15 protein-coding genes are annotated in these 16,371 nt (G+C 66.0%); 12 read left to right on the top strand and 3 right to left on the bottom strand.

Annotated elements, in window-relative coordinates; translation table 11 throughout:
• Positions 1-2 precede the first annotated feature (2 nt).
• The 4 genes from folK to H8F26_RS06020 are packed head-to-tail and all read left to right on the top strand — an operon-like array spanning position 3 to position 3,304.
• Positions 3-521, top strand: a complete 519-nt coding sequence (folK, locus tag H8F26_RS06035; protein WP_197158257.1) for a 2-amino-4-hydroxy-6-hydroxymethyldihydropteridine diphosphokinase — start codon at positions 3-5, stop codon at positions 519-521.
• Positions 521-1,783 carry a glycosyl transferase gene (locus H8F26_RS06030; RefSeq protein ID WP_197158255.1) on the top strand — a complete coding sequence of 421 codons (1,263 nt, stop codon included), beginning with the start codon at positions 521-523 and terminating at the stop codon, positions 1,781-1,783. The genes folK and H8F26_RS06030 overlap by 1 nt, the downstream gene beginning before the upstream one ends.
• On the top strand, positions 1,770-2,573 hold the full coding sequence (locus H8F26_RS06025; RefSeq protein ID WP_197158253.1) for a dihydropteroate synthase: 804 nt from the start codon (positions 1,770-1,772) through the stop codon (positions 2,571-2,573). The genes H8F26_RS06030 and H8F26_RS06025 overlap by 14 nt, the downstream gene beginning before the upstream one ends.
• The gene (locus H8F26_RS06020) at positions 2,570-3,304 is read left to right on the top strand and encodes an SDR family oxidoreductase (protein WP_197158251.1); all 735 of its coding nucleotides are present in this window, start codon (positions 2,570-2,572) and stop codon (positions 3,302-3,304) included. Before H8F26_RS06025 ends, H8F26_RS06020 begins: the two co-directional genes overlap by 4 nt.
• Here H8F26_RS06020 and H8F26_RS06015 read toward each other — a convergent pair.
• Positions 3,284-3,790, bottom strand: coding sequence for an NUDIX domain-containing protein (locus tag H8F26_RS06015; protein WP_197158249.1), 507 nt, complete (start codon positions 3,788-3,790; stop codon positions 3,284-3,286). The genes H8F26_RS06020 and H8F26_RS06015 overlap by 21 nt on opposite strands.
• A 74-nt stretch (positions 3,791-3,864) precedes the next feature.
• Entirely contained in the window at positions 3,865-5,442 is a 1,578-nt protein-coding gene (locus H8F26_RS06010) for an MFS transporter (RefSeq protein ID WP_197158247.1), read from the bottom strand.
• Between the two features lie 179 nt (positions 5,443-5,621).
• On the opposite strand from H8F26_RS06010, the gene aspS reads away from it, so the two are divergent.
• The 5 genes from aspS to H8F26_RS05985 all read left to right on the top strand — a co-directional run bounded on the left by aspS (position 5,622) and on the right by H8F26_RS05985 (position 10,924).
• Positions 5,622-7,445 (top strand): aspartate--tRNA ligase, encoded by a 1,824-nt coding sequence (gene aspS, locus H8F26_RS06005; RefSeq protein WP_197159021.1) that lies wholly within the window; start codon positions 5,622-5,624, stop codon positions 7,443-7,445.
• A gap of 96 nt (positions 7,446-7,541) precedes the next feature.
• On the top strand, positions 7,542-7,757 hold the full coding sequence (locus tag H8F26_RS06000; protein WP_197158245.1) for a Nif11-like leader peptide family natural product precursor: 216 nt from the start codon (positions 7,542-7,544) through the stop codon (positions 7,755-7,757).
• A gap of 148 nt (positions 7,758-7,905) precedes the next feature.
• Positions 7,906-8,397: a Dps family protein gene (locus H8F26_RS05995; protein ID WP_197158243.1), complete on the top strand. Its 492-nt coding sequence runs from the start codon at positions 7,906-7,908 to the stop codon at positions 8,395-8,397.
• An 83-nt stretch (positions 8,398-8,480) separates the two neighbouring features.
• Positions 8,481-10,196 carry a CTP synthase gene (locus H8F26_RS05990; RefSeq protein ID WP_197158241.1) on the top strand — a complete coding sequence of 572 codons (1,716 nt, stop codon included), beginning with the start codon at positions 8,481-8,483 and terminating at the stop codon, positions 10,194-10,196.
• Between the two features lie 83 nt (positions 10,197-10,279).
• Complete coding sequence (locus tag H8F26_RS05985) at positions 10,280-10,924, top strand: 7-carboxy-7-deazaguanine synthase QueE (RefSeq protein ID WP_197159020.1); 645 nt, start codon at positions 10,280-10,282, stop codon at positions 10,922-10,924.
• Between the two features lie 21 nt (positions 10,925-10,945).
• On the opposite strand, the gene H8F26_RS05980 is transcribed toward H8F26_RS05985, so the two are convergent.
• On the bottom strand, positions 10,946-11,500 hold the full coding sequence (locus H8F26_RS05980) for an ecotin (protein ID WP_231598086.1): 555 nt from the start codon (positions 11,498-11,500) through the stop codon (positions 10,946-10,948).
• A 212-nt stretch (positions 11,501-11,712) separates the two neighbouring features.
• On the opposite strand from H8F26_RS05980, the gene queC reads away from it, so the two are divergent.
• From queC to H8F26_RS05965, 3 genes are all read left to right on the top strand, one after another.
• Entirely contained in the window at positions 11,713-12,381 is a 669-nt protein-coding gene (gene queC / locus H8F26_RS05975) for a 7-cyano-7-deazaguanine synthase QueC (RefSeq protein WP_197159017.1), read from the top strand.
• Entirely contained in the window at positions 12,378-13,826 is a 1,449-nt protein-coding gene (locus H8F26_RS05970; RefSeq protein WP_231605492.1) for an anthranilate synthase component I family protein, read from the top strand. The genes queC and H8F26_RS05970 overlap by 4 nt, the downstream gene beginning before the upstream one ends.
• 270 nt (positions 13,827-14,096) lie before the next feature.
• The gene (locus H8F26_RS05965) at positions 14,097-16,067 is read left to right on the top strand and encodes a S9 family peptidase (RefSeq protein WP_197158239.1); all 1,971 of its coding nucleotides are present in this window, start codon (positions 14,097-14,099) and stop codon (positions 16,065-16,067) included.
• The last annotated feature ends 304 nt before the right edge of the window (positions 16,068-16,371 follow it).

The raw sequence follows: 16,371 nt of genomic DNA, 5'->3' as shown, positions 1-16,371 counted from the left end.
GGGTGGCCTGGACGGAGCGGGCCGATTCACCACGGCAGGCCGCCATCGCCCTGGGCAGCAACCTGGGCGACTGCCGCGCCACCCTGGAGGGCGCCCTGGTGGAGCTGGATGCCAGCCCCGGCATCCGCCTGCTGCGTCGCTCCGCCTGGTACCGCAGCGCACCGGTGGGGCCGCCGCAACCCGACTATCTCAACGGCTGCGCCGTACTGGAGGTGCTCCTGTCGCCGGAGGCGCTGCTCGATCGGCTGCTGGAAACGGAGACCCGATTCGGGCGGGTGCGGGCCGAGCGTTGGGGGCCGCGCACCCTCGACCTCGACCTGATCCTGCTCAGCGACCTGCGCCTGGATGGCGAGCGCCTGCAGCTCCCCCATCCGCGCATGCGGGAGAGAGCCTTCGTTCTGGTGCCGCTGGCGGAGATCGCGCCCGACTGGATCGATCCGCTGACGGGCCAGAGCGTGGCGGCCCTGGCCCGGCAGCTGCCGGACGACGGCGGCCTGGAGCGGCTGGCGCTGCAGAGCTGATGAGCGACTTCTTCCAGAACGGCATCGTCACCACCCTCCACGACCTGGGGGGACGCAGCGAGGCCTCTCTGGCGGCTGCGGTGGCGGAGCAGGCGCAGCGCCTGCCGCTCACCCTGGTGCTGCCCTGTCTGCACGCCGAGCTGCGGGGTCCGGCCCTGGAGCCGTTCGTGCGCCAGCTGGCCACCATTCCCTGGCTGAACGAGATCGTGATCGGCCTCGATCGGGCCGATGCCGCTGGATTCCGCGAGGCCCTCGCCCTGTTCAGCCAGCTGCCCCAGCCGCACCACCTGATCTGGAACGATGGCCCCCGGGTCACCGCACTGATCAAAGACCTGGGGCATCAGCAGCTGGCGCCGGCGGAACGGGGCAAGGGCCACAACATCTGGCTCTGCCTGGGCCTGGTCCAGGCCCTCGGGCGGGCCGAGGTGGTGGCCCTGCACGATTGCGATGTGGTGAGCTTCACGCCGCGGATGCTGGCCCGGCTCGTCTATCCGCTGCTGCATCCCGACAGCGGTTTCGTGTTCGCCAAGGCCTACTACCCGCGGATCAGCGCTGGGGTGATGTATGGGCGGGTCAGCCGCCTGTTCGTCACCCCCCTGCTGCGGGCCCTGCGGCGCTGCCTGCCCCCCAGCCGCTACCTGGAGTTTCTCGACAGCTTCCGCTACCCGCTCGCCGGCGAGTGCGCCATGCGGTGGAGCGCGGCACGGCGTCTGCATCTGCCCAGCGACTGGGGAATGGAAATCGGCGTGCTCACCGAGATGTTCCGCGATCACTCCACCCGCCAGCTCTGCCAGGTGGACATCGCCGAGGCCTACGACCACAAGCACCAGCCGTTTCCGCCCGAAACCGATCACAAGGCCGATCACGAGACCGATCACGGCGGTGGCGGCAGTGGCCTCGGGCGGATGGGCCGCGACATCGCCCTGGGGCTGTTCCGCGGGCTGGCGGCCCAGGGCCAGGTGCTCGATCTGGCGCTCGTGCGCAGTCTCGCGACCGCCTATCAGCGGATCGTGCTGGATCTGCTCGATTCCCACGCCGCCGACGCCGCCCTCAACGGCCTACGGCTCGATCGCGGCGAGGAGACCCGCGCCGTCTCCTTCTTCGCCGCCTGCCTGCTGGAGGCCGGGCGGAGTTTCGTGCAGGAGGATCAGCTCTCCCGGCTCACTCCCACCTGGGATGAGGTGAGCCAGCGCAGGCCCGAGGTCCTGTCGAGGCTGGCAGCGGCGGTGGCGGCCGACCGGGCCGACCATGCTGGCGCCTGAGCCCCCCAGCTTCGCCTTGATGAGCACGCCCCATCCCCGCACCCTGCTCGGCGTGATCAACCTCTCGCCGGAATCGATGGTGAGCGACTCGGTGGTGGCGGGCACGGAGCAGCTCCTGCAACGGGCCGCCTGGTTGCACAGCCAGGGCTGCGCCGTGCTCGATCTGGGTGCCCGCTCGATCACGCCGACGGCGGCGATGATCGACGACGCCGAAGAACAGCGGCGGCTGCTGCCCGCCCTGGGCCGGCTGCTGCAGGAGGGCTATCGGGTGTCGGTGGACACCTGGAGTTCGCAGACGGTGCGCGTCGCCCTGGAGGCCGGCGCCACCGCCATCAATTTCACCGGCGCAGACATCGAGCCCTCGGCCCTGGCGGCGGTGGCGGCAGCCGGCGCCTCATTGATGCTCACCTACATGCCCTATGGCGACGCCTACCGCATGCGCACTGCCACTCCGGTGCCCTACCGGTTGCAGGGGCTGCTCGATCACCTCGGCCCGCGGGTGGAGCAGGCCCGGGCCGCCGGCGTGGGTGAGGTGATCATCGATCCCAACCTCGGCATCATCCACCCCGCCACCGACGATGTCGGCAAGATCCAGCTGCAGAACAGCGTGCTCTGGAACCTGGATGTGCTGCGCAAGCTGGGCTGCCCGATCCTGCTCTACGCCGCCCGCAAGCCCGAGCGGCTGGCGCGCATCCTGTTCGCCTCGAATGTGCTCTTCGCCGGCGCCGACTGGATCCGCACCCACCATCCCGACATGATCCAGGCACTGCTGACGGCGGCGACGCCATGAGCGACCTGCCCCTGCACGGCCGGGTGGCCCTGGTCACCGGTGGCGGGCGCCGCACCGGCCGGGCGATCGCCCTGGCCCTGGCGGGCGCTGGCGCCGATGTGGTGGTCCATTACCGGCACAGCGAAGCCGAGGCCCGTGAGGCGGTGGAGCAGGTGGAGCGGCTGGGGCGGCGCGGCCTGGCCCTGGCGGCTGATCTGGCGGATGCTGAAGCCACCGCAACCGCCTTCGCCACAGCGGTGGAGCGGCTGGGGCGGCTCGACATCCTGGTGAACAACGCGGCCGGCATCGTCTGGAAGCCGCTGGGGGAGATGGATGTGGCCGACTGGCATCGCAGCATCGACGAGACCCTCCACATCACTTACCACGCCTGCCGTGCCGCCCTGCCATGGATGCGCCACCAGGGGTACGGCCGCATCGTCAACCTGATTGATGTCGACGCCGATGCGCTGATGGCGGTGCCGATGGTCACCCCCTACAAGATCGGCAAGACCGGCGTGCTGCAGCTCAGCCGCACACTGGCCGTCACAGAGGCTCCGTACGGCATCACGGTCAACGGCGTTTCACCCGGCACCCTGGAGAACTCGGAGCGCAAGCCGCCGCTCGAACGAATCCCGGCCGGCCGCTACGGCAGAACCGAGGAGGTGGCGCGGGCGGTGCTGTTCCTGGCCGATCCGGCCAGCGGCTACATCACCGGAAGCAACATCAAGGTCTCAGGCGGTTATCTGATCTGACGTGACCTGATCTGACACGAGCTGATCTGTCGTGACCTGATCCGACATGACCTGTTCAGCCATCACCGCGTAGTGATCAGACATGTCCGCGTCCAGATAGCTTTGGATTAATCGGCGCGTGAAGCTGTTGAGCGGATAATCGAGCGCCTGCTGTGGGGATACCCAGGCCCATTCGGCGATCTCGTGATTAGGGCTGACGGCGGTTGTGGCGCTGAAGGCGTAGTAGTTGATCAACATGAAGTGCACAGGACGGTGGAATTGTGCATCTTCCACGGCTTCCTGCAGCAGGGCGAACTGCACGGACGCCAGCTCCAGGCCAACCTCCTCCCGCAATTCACGCCGCAGTGCGCTGTCGAGGGTTTCACCCCATTCCACCTTTCCGCCGGGCACGCCCCAGCTTCCGCGCCACTTGAGCGTGCGCACAATCAGCACACGCAGGCATGGCCCTGTGACCAAGGCGCCGACGGTGGGAATGGGGTAAACCATGGTCCCCGCTGACACCGCGGCCACGCTACCGCCACTGCATCGCGGACAGGATCCCGTGGCAGGAACGCATCACCTCATGGGCGCAGCATCGGCACGGTGACCCGGCGTGATAAAGCGATCAGAACCGTGACCAGAACCAGCATCAGCAGGATCAGCCAGCCCATCCCATGCAGCACACTCATGATCGCCTCAATCGTGGGAGTGGCATTCCTGCCGATGACTGTCATCAGCAGCTGCCTGGAGATGCCGTACTGGCCCTCCAGCACCTCACGACCATGGCCGCTGGCCACAAGTCGGGAGATGGTTTGGATCACCGCGTCAGATAAGGGCAGGGTCTTGAGCTGCTGCTCAAGCGTGCTGCGGAAGGTGCCGAGCAGCACATTCACCGCCAGAGCTGAACCCAACGACCAGGCAGAGGTGGCCAGAACGTGACGCACCGCTTCCAGATTGGCCAGCAATGGCTTATCGGTCATGGCTGTGATCGTGGAGGCGAGCCCCACCCTCACGAACGTGAGAAAGAACGAGAAGGATGCCGTCGCTGAGGCAATCACCAGGATGGGCACCTGGGATGGAGCCATCACGAAGGTGATCGGCAAGATCAGACAGCCCAGCAGGCCCAGTCCAACGCTCCTGGCCATGCCGATCCGGGAACTGACAGCAGCGAACACAAAGGAGCTGGCAATTCCCGCCAGGCTGGCCAGGGTCATCCAGGCTGAGATACTGGCGAGATCAAGCTGATAGCGAATCGCCAGAAAGCGATCGGCGCAGTATCGGTAGTCAATTGAGAATAGTGCCGCCAGAGCCAGAAGCAGCAGACCAATTCTTGGGTTGATCAGAAATCTGAATCCGCCGGCGATCGAGCCTGATCGCCGCAGGGACATGGCCGTGAGCATCATCAGGGCGATGATCAGAGCCATGCCGGCAGGCACCCAGGTCGGCTGGAACGCGTGGATGATCGGCAGCGTGCTGATCAGGGACGCGCAGCCTCCTGCAGCCAGCAGGACGATCCAGTCACTGGCCTGGACCTGGGCGTGCTGGGCAGCCGCTTCGCGTCTGTCGGGGCGGACGAAAACCTGCAGCAGCAGCAGCGTCAGCAGGAACAGACCTCCCCACAGCCCGCCGATCACGACAGCACTGTTCTCGGTCCGCACCAGGATCCAGCTGTTGAGGATCGGCGAGGCCACAAAGGCCAGGCTGTTGGCCAGCGTGTTGGCCGCGACGAGCACAGAAATCTGCTGCGCATCAGCGGCGCCACCGCAGAGCATGGCGAAAGAAGAAACCCGCACGCAGCCGTCGGCACAGCCCATCAGAACCAGCCCGATGGCGAGCGTGACCAGGCCCGCATGGCCTGCCAGCAGCAAGCAGCCTGCAATCCAGAGGGCAAGGCCGGCAGCCAGGCAGCGTTTCGCGCCAAGCAAGCGGCAGAGCGTGCTGGCACAGAAGACGATCAGCAGGCCGCTGGCGATCGCTGTGCAACGCAGCAGGTTGACCTGAGCTGTGGTGATGCCGAGCTGCGGCTGCAGATCCAGCAGCACAAACAAGATGCCGATCACGGAAAAGGTGCTGACCAGCGTGGCCAGCAGGCTGACGCCGATCGGCGCCAGTTCTCCCGGGGGCAGCCATGGGTGGAGAGGTCCCGGCCGCTTGGCCATCGACAGGCTCGTGTCTGCGCCGATCATCCCAGCCGTTTTCCGGGATCGTCTGGAACCAGCACCACCGTCACTGATGGTGAGCCACGAGCTGATGCAGCGGCCTGATGTCCCGGCCTGATGCCCTGGTCAGCGGAGACCAGGCCCCATGGGAAAATCCCCGATTCCCCAGCGAATTCACCATGCGCAGCCACGGATGCGGCGACCTGCGCCCCGATGCCACCGGCCAGGCCGTGCAACTGTGCGGCTGGGTGGACCGCAGCCGTGATCACGGCGGTGTGATCTTCATCGACCTGCGCGACCGCAGCGGCACGGTGCAGATCACCGTGGACCCCGACAACGGCGCCGAGATGTTCGCCGTGGCGGAGCACCTGCGCAACGAAACGGTGATCCAGGTTGAGGGCAAGGTGCGCGAGCGCCCTGCCGATGCCATCAACGACAAGCTGGCCACCGGCCGTATTGAGGTGCTGGCCAGCGCCATCACCGTGCTCAACAGCGTGAAGGGCAACCTGCCCTTCGCCGTGTCGGTGCACGACGAGGAGAACACCCGCGAAGAGCTGCGGCTGCGCCACCGCTACCTCGACCTGCGCCGCGAGCGCATGAACAGCAATCTGCGCCTGCGGGCCCAAACCATCCAGGCGGCGCGCCGCTTCCTCGAAGACCAGGGCTTCATCGAGGTGGAGACCCCGGTGCTCACCCGCTCCACCCCCGAGGGCGCCCGCGACTACCTGGTGCCCTCCCGTGTCTGCGGCGGTGAATGGTTCGCCCTGCCCCAATCGCCCCAGCTGTTCAAGCAGCTGCTGATGGTGGGCGGCATCGAGCGCTACTACCAAGTGGCCCGCTGCTTCCGCGACGAAGACCTGCGCGCCGATCGCCAGCCGGAATTCACCCAGCTGGACATGGAAATGAGCTTCATGGACCAGGAGCAGATCCTCGAGCTCAACGAATCCCTGATCGCTTCCATCTGGAAAACCGTGAAGGGCGTGGAGCTGCCCCGCCCCTTCCCGCGCCTCACCTGGCACGAGGCCATGGAGCGCTACGGCACCGACCGCCCCGACACCCGCTACGGCATGGAGCTCACCGACGTGAGCGAGCTGGTGGCGGACATGGGCTTCAAGGTGTTCTCCGGCGCTGTGGCCGCCGGCGGCTCGGTGAAGTGCATCGCCGTGCCCGGCGGCAATGATGCCCTCTCCAACGTGCGCATCAAACCCGGGGGGGATGTGTTCAGCGAAGCCCAGGCGGCCGGCGGCGGCGGCCTGGCCTTCATCCGTGTGCGCGAGGGCGGCGAGATCGACACGATCGGCGCCATCAAGGACAACCTCACGGACGAGCGGAAGGCCGAGCTGCTCCGGCGCACCGGCGCGGTGCCCGGCACCCTGCTGCTGTTCGGTGCCGGCAACACCGCCACGGTGAACAAGGCCCTGGATCGGGTGCGCCAGTTCCTGGCCCGCGAGCTGGGGCTGGTGAAGCCCGACCGCGACAACGACAGCTGGAACTTCCTCTGGGTGGTGGATTTTCCGATGTTCGAGTTCAACGAGGGCGAGAACCGGCTCGAGGCGCTGCACCACCCCTTCTGCGCCCCCAACCCAGGCGACCTCGGCGGCGATCCGACCCAGTGGGCGGCAACCCTCCCCACGGCCCGCGCCCAGGCTTACGACCTGGTGCTCAACGGCCTTGAGCTGGGCGGCGGTTCGCTGCGCATCCACGACTCGGCCCTGCAGCGCCAGGTGCTGCAGACCATCGGCCTGCCGCTGGAGGAGGCCGAAGCCCAGTTCGGCTTCCTGATGGAGGCCCTCGACATGGGCGCCCCTCCCCACGGCGGCCTGGCCTTCGGTGTCGACCGGATCGTGATGCTGCTGGCCGGCGAGGAGTCGATCCGCGACACGATCGCCTTCCCCAAGACCCAGCAGGCCCGCTGCCTGATGACCCAGGCCCCCGCCGATGTGGCAGACGCGCAGCTCGAAGAGCTGCATGTGGCCAGCACCTGGAGCGAGGAGGAGAGCTGACGGCAGGGCCCGGCAAGCTCTGGAGGGGTCCAGCCGGGAGCCCCATGGGATCAGAATTCAGAGGCCCTGCTCGGGGCCACCGTTGGAGGTTGGGCCATGTCCCTCGATCAGCTGAAGGCCTTTCTCGGCAGGGTGCAGGACGATCCAGGTCTGCGGGCGGCGGTGCAGGCGGCCGCCACCGCCGATGACGTGGCCCAGATCGGCGCCGGCCTGGGGTATGTCTTCTCCGGCGATGAGCTGTTGCGGCTCTCCGGCAAAAAAGTGGGGCGGGTCACCGTGACCAAGCAGGACATCCCCGGCGAATACAACTGAACCGCTGCCCAGAGACACGACCGAGCCGTTCAACGACCGAGCGGCCGGCGGGTTGCGATCCGGCGCCGTGCGGCGTCCGTTCCTACAACGGGAGGGGCCCCGCCCCAGGCTTCCCCGGCCCCCTGCCAGACCTTCGCCTCCCTCGGCCATGACCACAGCTTCCAGCAACCCAGCGATCGACATCGGCATCCCTGAAGCCACGCGGCGGCAGATCGCCGACGAGCTCGGCCGCCTGCTGGCCGACAGCTACGTGCTCTACGGCAAGACCCATGGCTTCCACTGGAATGTGACCGGGCCGATGTTCAACACGCTCCACCTGATGTTCATGGACCAGTACACGGAGCTCTGGACCGCCCTGGACGTGATCGCCGAACGCATCCGCGCCCTCGGCTTCCCCGCCCCGTTCGGAGGCGCCACCTTCGCCAGCCTGGCCTCGATCGCCGAAACCGAGGGAGTGCCGCCGGCCCTGGCGATGGTGCGGGAGCTGGTGAGCGGCCATGAGGCCGTGGCCCGTACTGCCCGCAAGGTGTTTGCGGTGGCCGACGAGGCCAACGACCAGCCCACCGCAGACCTGCTCACCCAACGGCTGCAGATCCACGAGAAGACCGCCTGGATGCTGCGCAGCCTGCTGGAGGGCTGACCCCTCTTTTCTGAGCGAGGGTGGCCCTTGCGGCGGAAGGGGCGTGTCGTGAACCGATACATTGAAAAATCAGCCGTTCCACCATGTCCCAGGTCGCCAGCGCCAAGCCCCCCGCTCCGAGCCGGGCCACGCAGGCGAAATTCGTCTTCGTGACGGGGGGCGTGGTGTCGAGCATCGGCAAGGGGATCGTGGCCGCCAGCCTCGGGCGCCTGCTCAAGAGCCGCGGCTACAGCGTCTCGATCCTCAAGCTCGACCCCTACCTGAACGTGGACCCGGGCACGATGAGCCCGTTCCAGCACGGTGAGGTGTTCGTCACCCAGGACGGCGCCGAGACCGACCTCGACCTGGGCCACTACGAGCGCTTCACCGACACCGCCATGTCGCGCCTCAACAGCGTGACCACCGGCTCGATCTACCAGGCGGTGATCAACAAGGAGCGCCGCGGCGACTACCAGGGCGGCACCGTGCAGGTGATCCCCCACATCACCGGCGAGATCCGGGAGCGGATCCACCGGGTGGCCGCCAACAGCGGCGCCGATGTGGTGATCACCGAAATCGGCGGCACCGTGGGCGACATCGAGTCGCTGCCATTCCTGGAAGCCATCCGCGAGTTCCGCGGCGACGTGGGCCGCCAGGATCTGGCCTACGTGCACGTGACCCTGCTGCCCTACATCGGCACCTCGGGCGAACTCAAGACCAAACCCACCCAGCACTCGGTGAAGGAGCTGCGCTCGATCGGCATCCAGCCCGATGTGCTGGTGTGTCGCAGCGACCGGCCGTTCAGCGACGACCTCAAGGCCAAGATCGGCGGTTTCTGCGGTGTGCCCACCCGGGCCGTGATCCCCGCCCTCGATGCCGACAGCATCTACGCGGTGCCGCTGGCCATGGAGCATGAAGGCCTGTGCCGCGAGGTGCTCGATGTGCTCGGCCTCACCGACCACCCCAGCGACATGGAGCGCTGGCAGGAGCTGGTCACGAAACTGCGCAACCCGGGCCCTGCCGTGAAGGTGGCCCTGGTGGGCAAGTACGTGCAGCTCAACGACGCCTACCTCTCGGTGGTGGAGGCCCTGCGCCACGCCTGCATCGATCGCGACGCCTCCCTTGATCTGCACTGGATCTGCGCCGAACAGATCGAGGAACGCGGCGCGGAAGCCCTGCTGCGGGGCATGGATGCGGTGGTGGTACCGGGCGGCTTCGGCCATCGCGGCGTCGATGGCAAGGTGGCGGCGATCCGCTGGGCCCGGGAGCAGCAGGTGCCGTTCCTGGGGCTCTGCCTGGGCATGCAGTGCGCCGTGATCGAGTGGGCCCGCAACCAGGCTGGCCTGGTGGGGGCGACCAGCGCCGAACTCGATGGCGACACGGCCCATCCAGTGATCCATCTGCTGCCAGAGCAGCAGGACGTGGTCGACTTGGGCGGCACCATGCGCCTGGGGGTCTACCCCTGCCGGCTGACGCCGGGCAGCCTCGCCGCCGAGCTCTACGGCGACGCGGTGGTCTACGAGCGGCACCGCCACCGCTACGAGTTCAACAACGCCTACCGCAACCTCTTCGTCGAGTCGGGCTACACGATCAGCGGCACCTCCCCCGATGGCCGCCTGGTGGAACTGATCGAGCTGCGCGACCACCCCTTCTTCACGGCCTGCCAGTACCACCCCGAATTTCTGTCACGGCCCGGCAAGCCCCATCCCCTGTTCCGCGGCCTGATCGCCGCGGCCCAGCAGCGGCTGCCCCAGGTCGAGGCCCCACCGGCCACGACAACGACAACAACCGAGGCCGAGGCCACGCTCGTCGCCCCGTGACCTCGCCGCTCTCCGGTGTAGCGGCAGACCAGCCCACCGCCGTCGCAGCGGGGGCACGACCAGGAGCCGCCGCTGGTCTGCAGATCGCTGTCACAGCGGCGGCACTGCCGGTGGTGGAAACCTTTCATTCCCTCCAGGGGGAAGGAGTCCACAGTGGTCGCAGCGCCTTCTTCATCCGCCTGGCTGGCTGCACGGTGGGCTGCCCCTGGTGCGACACCAAGCACTCCTGGCCCGCCGCCGCCCATCCGCTCCACAGTCTGGATGCCCTGGCGAAGGAAGCGCAGCAGGCGGCGGCGGCCGGCGCCGGCTTCGTGGTGATCACTGGCGGAGAACCCCTGCATCACGATCTCGACGAGCTCACCGCTGCGCTGCACCAGCGCACGGCCTTGCCGCTGCACCTGGAAACCAGCGGGGTGGACCGTCTCAGCGGCCACTTCGACTGGATCACCCTCTCGCCGAAGCGGCATCGCCCTCCATCCGACGATCTGCTGCGCCACTGCCACGAACTCAAGGTCGTGGTGCACGAGACGGCCGACCTTGGCTTCGCGGAGGTGATGGCCAGCGCCGCCAGCCGGCTCCGGGCGGGGAATGGCTCGGATCCGCCGGTGCTGCTGCTGCAACCCGGCTGGCAGAGCACCGACGGCCAGAGCCTGGCCCTCGGTTATGTGCAGTCCCATCCGGACTGGCGGCTGAGCCTGCAGCTCCACAAGAACCTGGGGGTGCGCTGATCACACCCTGCAGACCGAGCCTCAGAGCACCTGAGCAGGCCGCTGACGCTTCTCTGCCTTCCAGAGGCGCCAGCGCACCTCCAGATCGGCGGGGGCATAGAGCACGATCGGCAGGCTGGCGTTGTAAGGCACCACAAAGGGCTTGCCGCCGCCCAGGGTCACGAAGGCCTGCTGCGGCTTCTCGTTGGGCGGGCAGGCCATCAGGGTCGAGGCCACCGGCCCGGGAGCCGTGACCCGATAGATGGTGTAGCCCCAGCCCTTCAGCGACTCGGCCTTGATCGAGCCGCCTAGGCGTCGATGGTTGCAGTCCACCTCCATCGTGCGCCCCACCATCAGCTCCACCCGCCAGTCGGCCGGGTGGGGGGAGAGGGCGGGATCGGGGGAGGGCTGCAGCAGGCCCGGCAGCTGGATCACCCAGCGGCGCTCACCGGCCGCAGCGGCAGGGAAGGGCTTGAGATCGAGGCGGGGGATGGCCCGTGCCGCGCCCTGCCCAGCCAGGAGAACCCCCAAGGCCAGGCCAGCGAAGGCCATCCGGGCGATCGGAGTTACCGGTACCGGAGCCTGGAAACCCGTCATCGACATCCATGAGGCGCTATCCCCATCCTGAAGGGCGCCGGCCCTTTGGGGCAGCTTCCGCCTTCGGACTGCCACCAACAGGCAGATAGATCCAGGCGTGCGGGCAAGCACCGGCGCGGCCGGATCCGCCAGGATTCCTGCACGCTCCTGCCTCCGCCGCCTTGCGCGCCGCCGCTTCCCCTGATTCCCCGCCTCACACGGATCCCCGGCCCCTGACCGTGGCTCTGCTGTCCGGCGGCCTCGATTCGGCCACCGCCACCGCCCTGGCCCTGGAAGCAGGCCACCGCGTGATCGGGCTGTCCTTCGACTACGGCCAGCGCCATCGCCGCGAACTCGAGGCCGCCAGCGCCGTGGCGCGCAGCCTCGGGCTGGAGGAGCACCACACGATCAGCGTCAACCTGGCGGCCTGGGGCGGCTCAGCCCTCACCGATCTGGCCATGGCCGTGCCCAGCGGCGGCGTGGAGGAGGGCGTGATCCCATCCACGTATGTGCCAGGCCGCAACACCGTGTTCATCGCCCTGGGGCTGAGCCTGGCCGAAGCCCGGGGTGCCCAGCGGCTGGCCCTGGGCGTGAACGCGGTCGACTATTCCGGCTATCCCGACTGCCGGCCCGACTACCTGGAGGCTTTCCAGCACCTGGCCGACCTGGCCAGCAAGGCGGGGCGCCAGGGCCGCGGCATCCAGCTCTGGGCGCCGCTGGTGCAATGGAGCAAGACGCGCATCGTGCAGGAAGCCCTGCGGCTCGGGGTGCCGATCGCGGCCACCTGGAGCTGCTACAGCGGCGGCAACGCCCCCTGCGGGATGTGCGACAGCTGCCGCATCCGCGATGCCGCCCTGATCGAGGCCGGCCGCCCCGACCTCGCCAGCCACCAGGCCCCGTGATCGAGCCTTTCACGGGCTGGCGGGCCAGCGGTGGGCTGCAGCGCCGCACCATTGCCTGGCGGGATCCGGCGGTGGTGGTTCAGGCGCTGGCGGAACAGCACGGCCAGGACGGCCTGGTCTGGCTCGATGGCGACGGCACCGCCCTGGGGCGCCGCAGTCTGGTGGGCCTGGCGCCGCTGGAGGTGGTGAGCTGCCGCGGCCTGCCGGGTGAGCCCGGCGCCCGGGATCCGTTCGCGGCGCTGGCGGCGATGGTGGACGGCGGCGGCCACTGGATGGGCTGGTTGTCGTACGAGGCCGGCGGCTGGGTGGAGACCGGCGAAGCCTGGCGATCTCCGGCCATGGCCCAACTCTGGGCCGCCCGCCACGATCCGGTGCTGGAGTTCGACGCGGCCGCAGGCTGTTTGCGGCTCGAGGGCCACGATGGCGCGCGGCTGGCGGCGATGACCGCAGCGATCGAGGCCCTGGCCCCAACACCCCCCCAGGCAAGCGCAACACAAGCACCAATCGCAGCCCCTGCAATACGCGCAGCCATGGCTCACCCGGCGCCACCGGAGCCCGGCCTGCGGCTGGAGAACTGGCGCTGGCACACCGATGGGCCGGCCTTTGCCGCCGGCGTGGAGCGCATCCGCGACTGGATCGCCGCCGGGGATCTGTTCCAGGCCAATCTCACCGCCTGCTGCGAGCAGGAGCTGACGGGCCGCGTCGATGTCCTGGCGCTCTACCAACGGCTGCGGCGGAGCTGCCCGGCGCCCTTCGGTGGGCTGGCGATTGCAGCGGGAACCGAGGGGAGCAACCCGGCCCAGACCCCTGTGGAGGCCATCCTCTCGGCCTCACCGGAGCGCTTCCTGCAGGTAAGCGCCAGCGGTCTGGTGGAAAGCCGGCCGATCAAGGGCACCCGGCCGCGGCACCACGACCCGGCGATCGACGCGGATGCCGCCGCTGATCTGGTCAGCAGCGCCAAGGACCGGGCCGAGAACGTGATGATCGTCGACCTGCTGCGCAACGACCTGGGCCGGGTGTGCGTGCCGGGCTCGATCCAGGTACCCCAGCTGGTGGGCCTGGAAAGCTACGCGCAGGTGCATCACCTCACCTCGGTGGTGCAGGGTCAGCTGCGCGCCGGGCTGGGAGTTGTGGACCTGCTCCGGGCCTGCTGGCCGGGCGGCTCGATCACAGGGGCACCGAAAGTGCGGGCCTGCCGGCGGCTGCATGGGCTCGAACCGGTGCCGCGCGGGCCCTACTGCGGCTCCCTGTTCCGCCTCGCCCACGACGGCAGCTTCGACAGCAGCATCCTGATCCGCTCCGCCTTCGTGCACCAGCGCACGATCCGGGTACAGGCGGGCTGCGGCATCGTGGCCGATTCCGAACCGGAGGCGGAGGCGGCGGAGCTGGGCTGGAAGCTGCAGCCTCTGCTGGAGGCCCTGAGCCCCTCATCACCGAGCCCCTGAACAGTACAGAACGGGAGAAATCGGCACGACACAGGGGGGAGCGAGGATGGCAATCGCATCAACGCTGCGGGCAGCCAACGCAGGGACAGTGCCGTGGGTTGGCACGACGAATCATTCGCCATTCCGTCAACAATCCGTGAAGCAATAACAAGCGTTGACGCCTAAATAAAACAGGATAAGATGAAGGAAAGTACGCTTGCAATGCCTCGATTAACTTCCCTGGCTCAACCAACAATGAGAAATCACCGGAGACATCGGGATGCAGGGGCCTTGCTGCGCTCAAGCAAGCTGATTGCGATTGCTGCATGCCAGCTTTTCGCGATCACAGTGCCGGCTCTTGCACAACAGGCGCGAAAGGCTCAGCCCATCGACTTTGCAGGCATTCGGCAGGCCAGTAAACCGCGGATCTCGCCACAGGGGAAGTTTGGCGCCTTTGTGCTGAACAGCCCCCTCGAAGTGAAATCTCCCACCTGGCTTTCGAGGCGAACAATCTGGATCAGGAGCCTCGACGAGGGACAGGAATGGAAACAACCATACAGCGATCTGGCAGAGAGCTGGTCTCCGATTTGGTCACCAGATGGGAAGCATCTTGCCTTCCTTGCAAGGCGTACAAATAGTGCCACAGAATCAGGGTCCACTGAAAACGCCCAGATCTTCATCGCTGATGCTGACGGCTCAAACCCCACGCCACTCACAGCAGCAAGGGGTGGGGTAGACGCGTTTCGCTGGGCACCCGACAGCAAAACAATTGCATTCACGACTCTAGCAATCCCCGAGGCAGAAGCAGAGGCAAACACCACAAAGACGCCGATGCTTTTCACGGTTGACGTGCACAGGAAAACGGCCAAAAAAGTACTCAGAAATGACGAAGACATTGCTGGCTTTTCATGGGGACCCAATTCTTCCACAATTGCCGTACTAAAGAGATCGGCAACAAATAAAAATGACTTCCTTCCGAATAAATCAGTGCTACTTGTCGATATCGCAACGCAAAGCCCAATCAAAGACATATCCCTCGACACCGGCTATTTCACACCATTTGAATGGTCGCCAAGCGGAAGATACATCTTTTTTTATGGCCCATCTGCGACAAGGGCATCTGTTGTGCCCATGCTTCTTGACCTCAAGCTAGGCAAGGCGAAGGCGCTGCCGATGAGGCAGAGCGGCAATATACTTGAAGCCGAATGGGCCCCCGATTCATCCCAGCTAAGAGCCAAGATTCTTGACAAGAACAGCGGGATTATCTCTGCTATTGACATGGAGTCAGGCGTCAGCACTTCACTGGTCACAGCCTCAGCAAGCTTGCTTTCCCTCACGCCAACAATGAGCTTCAGCAATCAAGGTGATTTTATCTATTTAAAGGAGACATCAACCTCGCCTGCAGATGTCTGGCTGAGCATTGCAGGGAGAAAGAAAAAGCTGACGGACTTAAATCCAGACACAAGAAATCTTAAGCTGTATCCAATCAAGGAGATCACATGGCACAACAAAGATGATAATAAGATCATTCACGGAATGCTCATCGCTCCGAGTGAAACGAGCTCTCGTGGCCCCTTCCCCCTGATTACCCTGGTGCACGGCGGACCGTATTGGGCCTGGTGGGATGGCTGGCAAGAAGGCTATATGGGCTGGGGGCAGTTTCTTGCATCGCACGGCTATGCCGTTTTCCTTCCCAATCCCAGGGGCTCCCAAGGAGTTGGTCCAGATTACGCTGACGCAATTGTTGGAGACGTAGGAGGAGTGGACTTCATCGATATCATGAGTGGCATTGACAGCTTGATTGCCAATGGCACGGCTGATCCCGCACGCCTTGGGATCGGCGGCTTTAGCTATGGAGGATTCATGACCTCCTGGGCCATCACCCAGACGAATCGGTTCAAGGCTGCCGTAGCCGGTGGAATCGTATCTAATTGGAAAAGCATGTATGAAACGACAGATTTACTGGGCTGGGCGCCCACCCTCTTGCAGGGCACACCCCAGCAGAATCCCAAGATTTATTACAAGCGATCGCCCGTTTACCAAGCAGCAAATGCGTCAACACCAACACTGATCTATCAAGGCGATGTAGATACAAGAACGCCACCCGGACAGGCCAAGGAATTATACGAGGCACTCCAAAGAAACAATGTCGAGACGAAGATCATTCTCTTCAAGGACGAGGGGCACTACTTCAATGATCTAAACAACACGGTAAGCCTGATGGAAAACGTTCTGCAGTGGTTCAATACATATTTGAAATAGCCACCAAAATCAACTCGCCCGGATGGTATTGCGCTAATTAATTTTGTTCATCATAAATTTTGGTCGTCATCGATTCTTGCGGTTGGCTTGCGGGTATCGAGCAGTCATCGATCCAATCATCGATCAAAGCGAACCTGCCGGATCAGGCAGTTGGGCCGAGCTTCACAAGCTTGGCTGCCTACACCGCGTGCCGAACAGTCACTACCCTTCCCATACGACCAATCGGGGCCGGTTCAAAGCCGCAGGCCGCTGTTCAGCACAGGCCGCGGTTGAGCAGCTGGGCTGAACGCTTCACCGGCTGCAG

This window comes from Synechococcus sp. CBW1006, assembly GCF_015840525.1.
Lineage (GTDB): Bacteria > Cyanobacteriota > Cyanobacteriia > PCC-6307 > Cyanobiaceae > CBW1002.
This window is presented reverse-complemented; position numbering and strand designations above follow the sequence as displayed.

What these genes read in the sequence shown, in the direction of transcription:
- H8F26_RS06030 (WP_197158255.1), top strand. Translation starts at nt 521, where the DNA reads ATGAGCGACTTCTTCCAGAACGGCATCGTCACCACCCTCCACGACCTG.
- H8F26_RS06025 (WP_197158253.1), top strand. Translation starts at nt 1,770, where the DNA reads ATGCTGGCGCCTGAGCCCCCCAGCTTCGCCTTGATGAGCACGCCCCAT.
- H8F26_RS06020 (WP_197158251.1), top strand. Translation starts at nt 2,570, where the DNA reads ATGAGCGACCTGCCCCTGCACGGCCGGGTGGCCCTGGTCACCGGTGGC.
- H8F26_RS06015 (WP_197158249.1), bottom strand. Translation starts at nt 3,790, where the DNA reads ATGGTTTACCCCATTCCCACCGTCGGCGCCTTGGTCACAGGGCCATGC.
- H8F26_RS06010 (WP_197158247.1), bottom strand. Translation starts at nt 5,442, where the DNA reads ATGGCCAAGCGGCCGGGACCTCTCCACCCATGGCTGCCCCCGGGAGAA.
- aspS (WP_197159021.1), top strand. Translation starts at nt 5,622, where the DNA reads ATGCGCAGCCACGGATGCGGCGACCTGCGCCCCGATGCCACCGGCCAG.
- H8F26_RS06000 (WP_197158245.1), top strand. Translation starts at nt 7,542, where the DNA reads ATGTCCCTCGATCAGCTGAAGGCCTTTCTCGGCAGGGTGCAGGACGAT.
- H8F26_RS05995 (WP_197158243.1), top strand. Translation starts at nt 7,906, where the DNA reads ATGACCACAGCTTCCAGCAACCCAGCGATCGACATCGGCATCCCTGAA.
- H8F26_RS05990 (WP_197158241.1), top strand. Translation starts at nt 8,481, where the DNA reads ATGTCCCAGGTCGCCAGCGCCAAGCCCCCCGCTCCGAGCCGGGCCACG.
- H8F26_RS05980 (WP_231598086.1), bottom strand. Translation starts at nt 11,500, where the DNA reads ATGACGGGTTTCCAGGCTCCGGTACCGGTAACTCCGATCGCCCGGATG.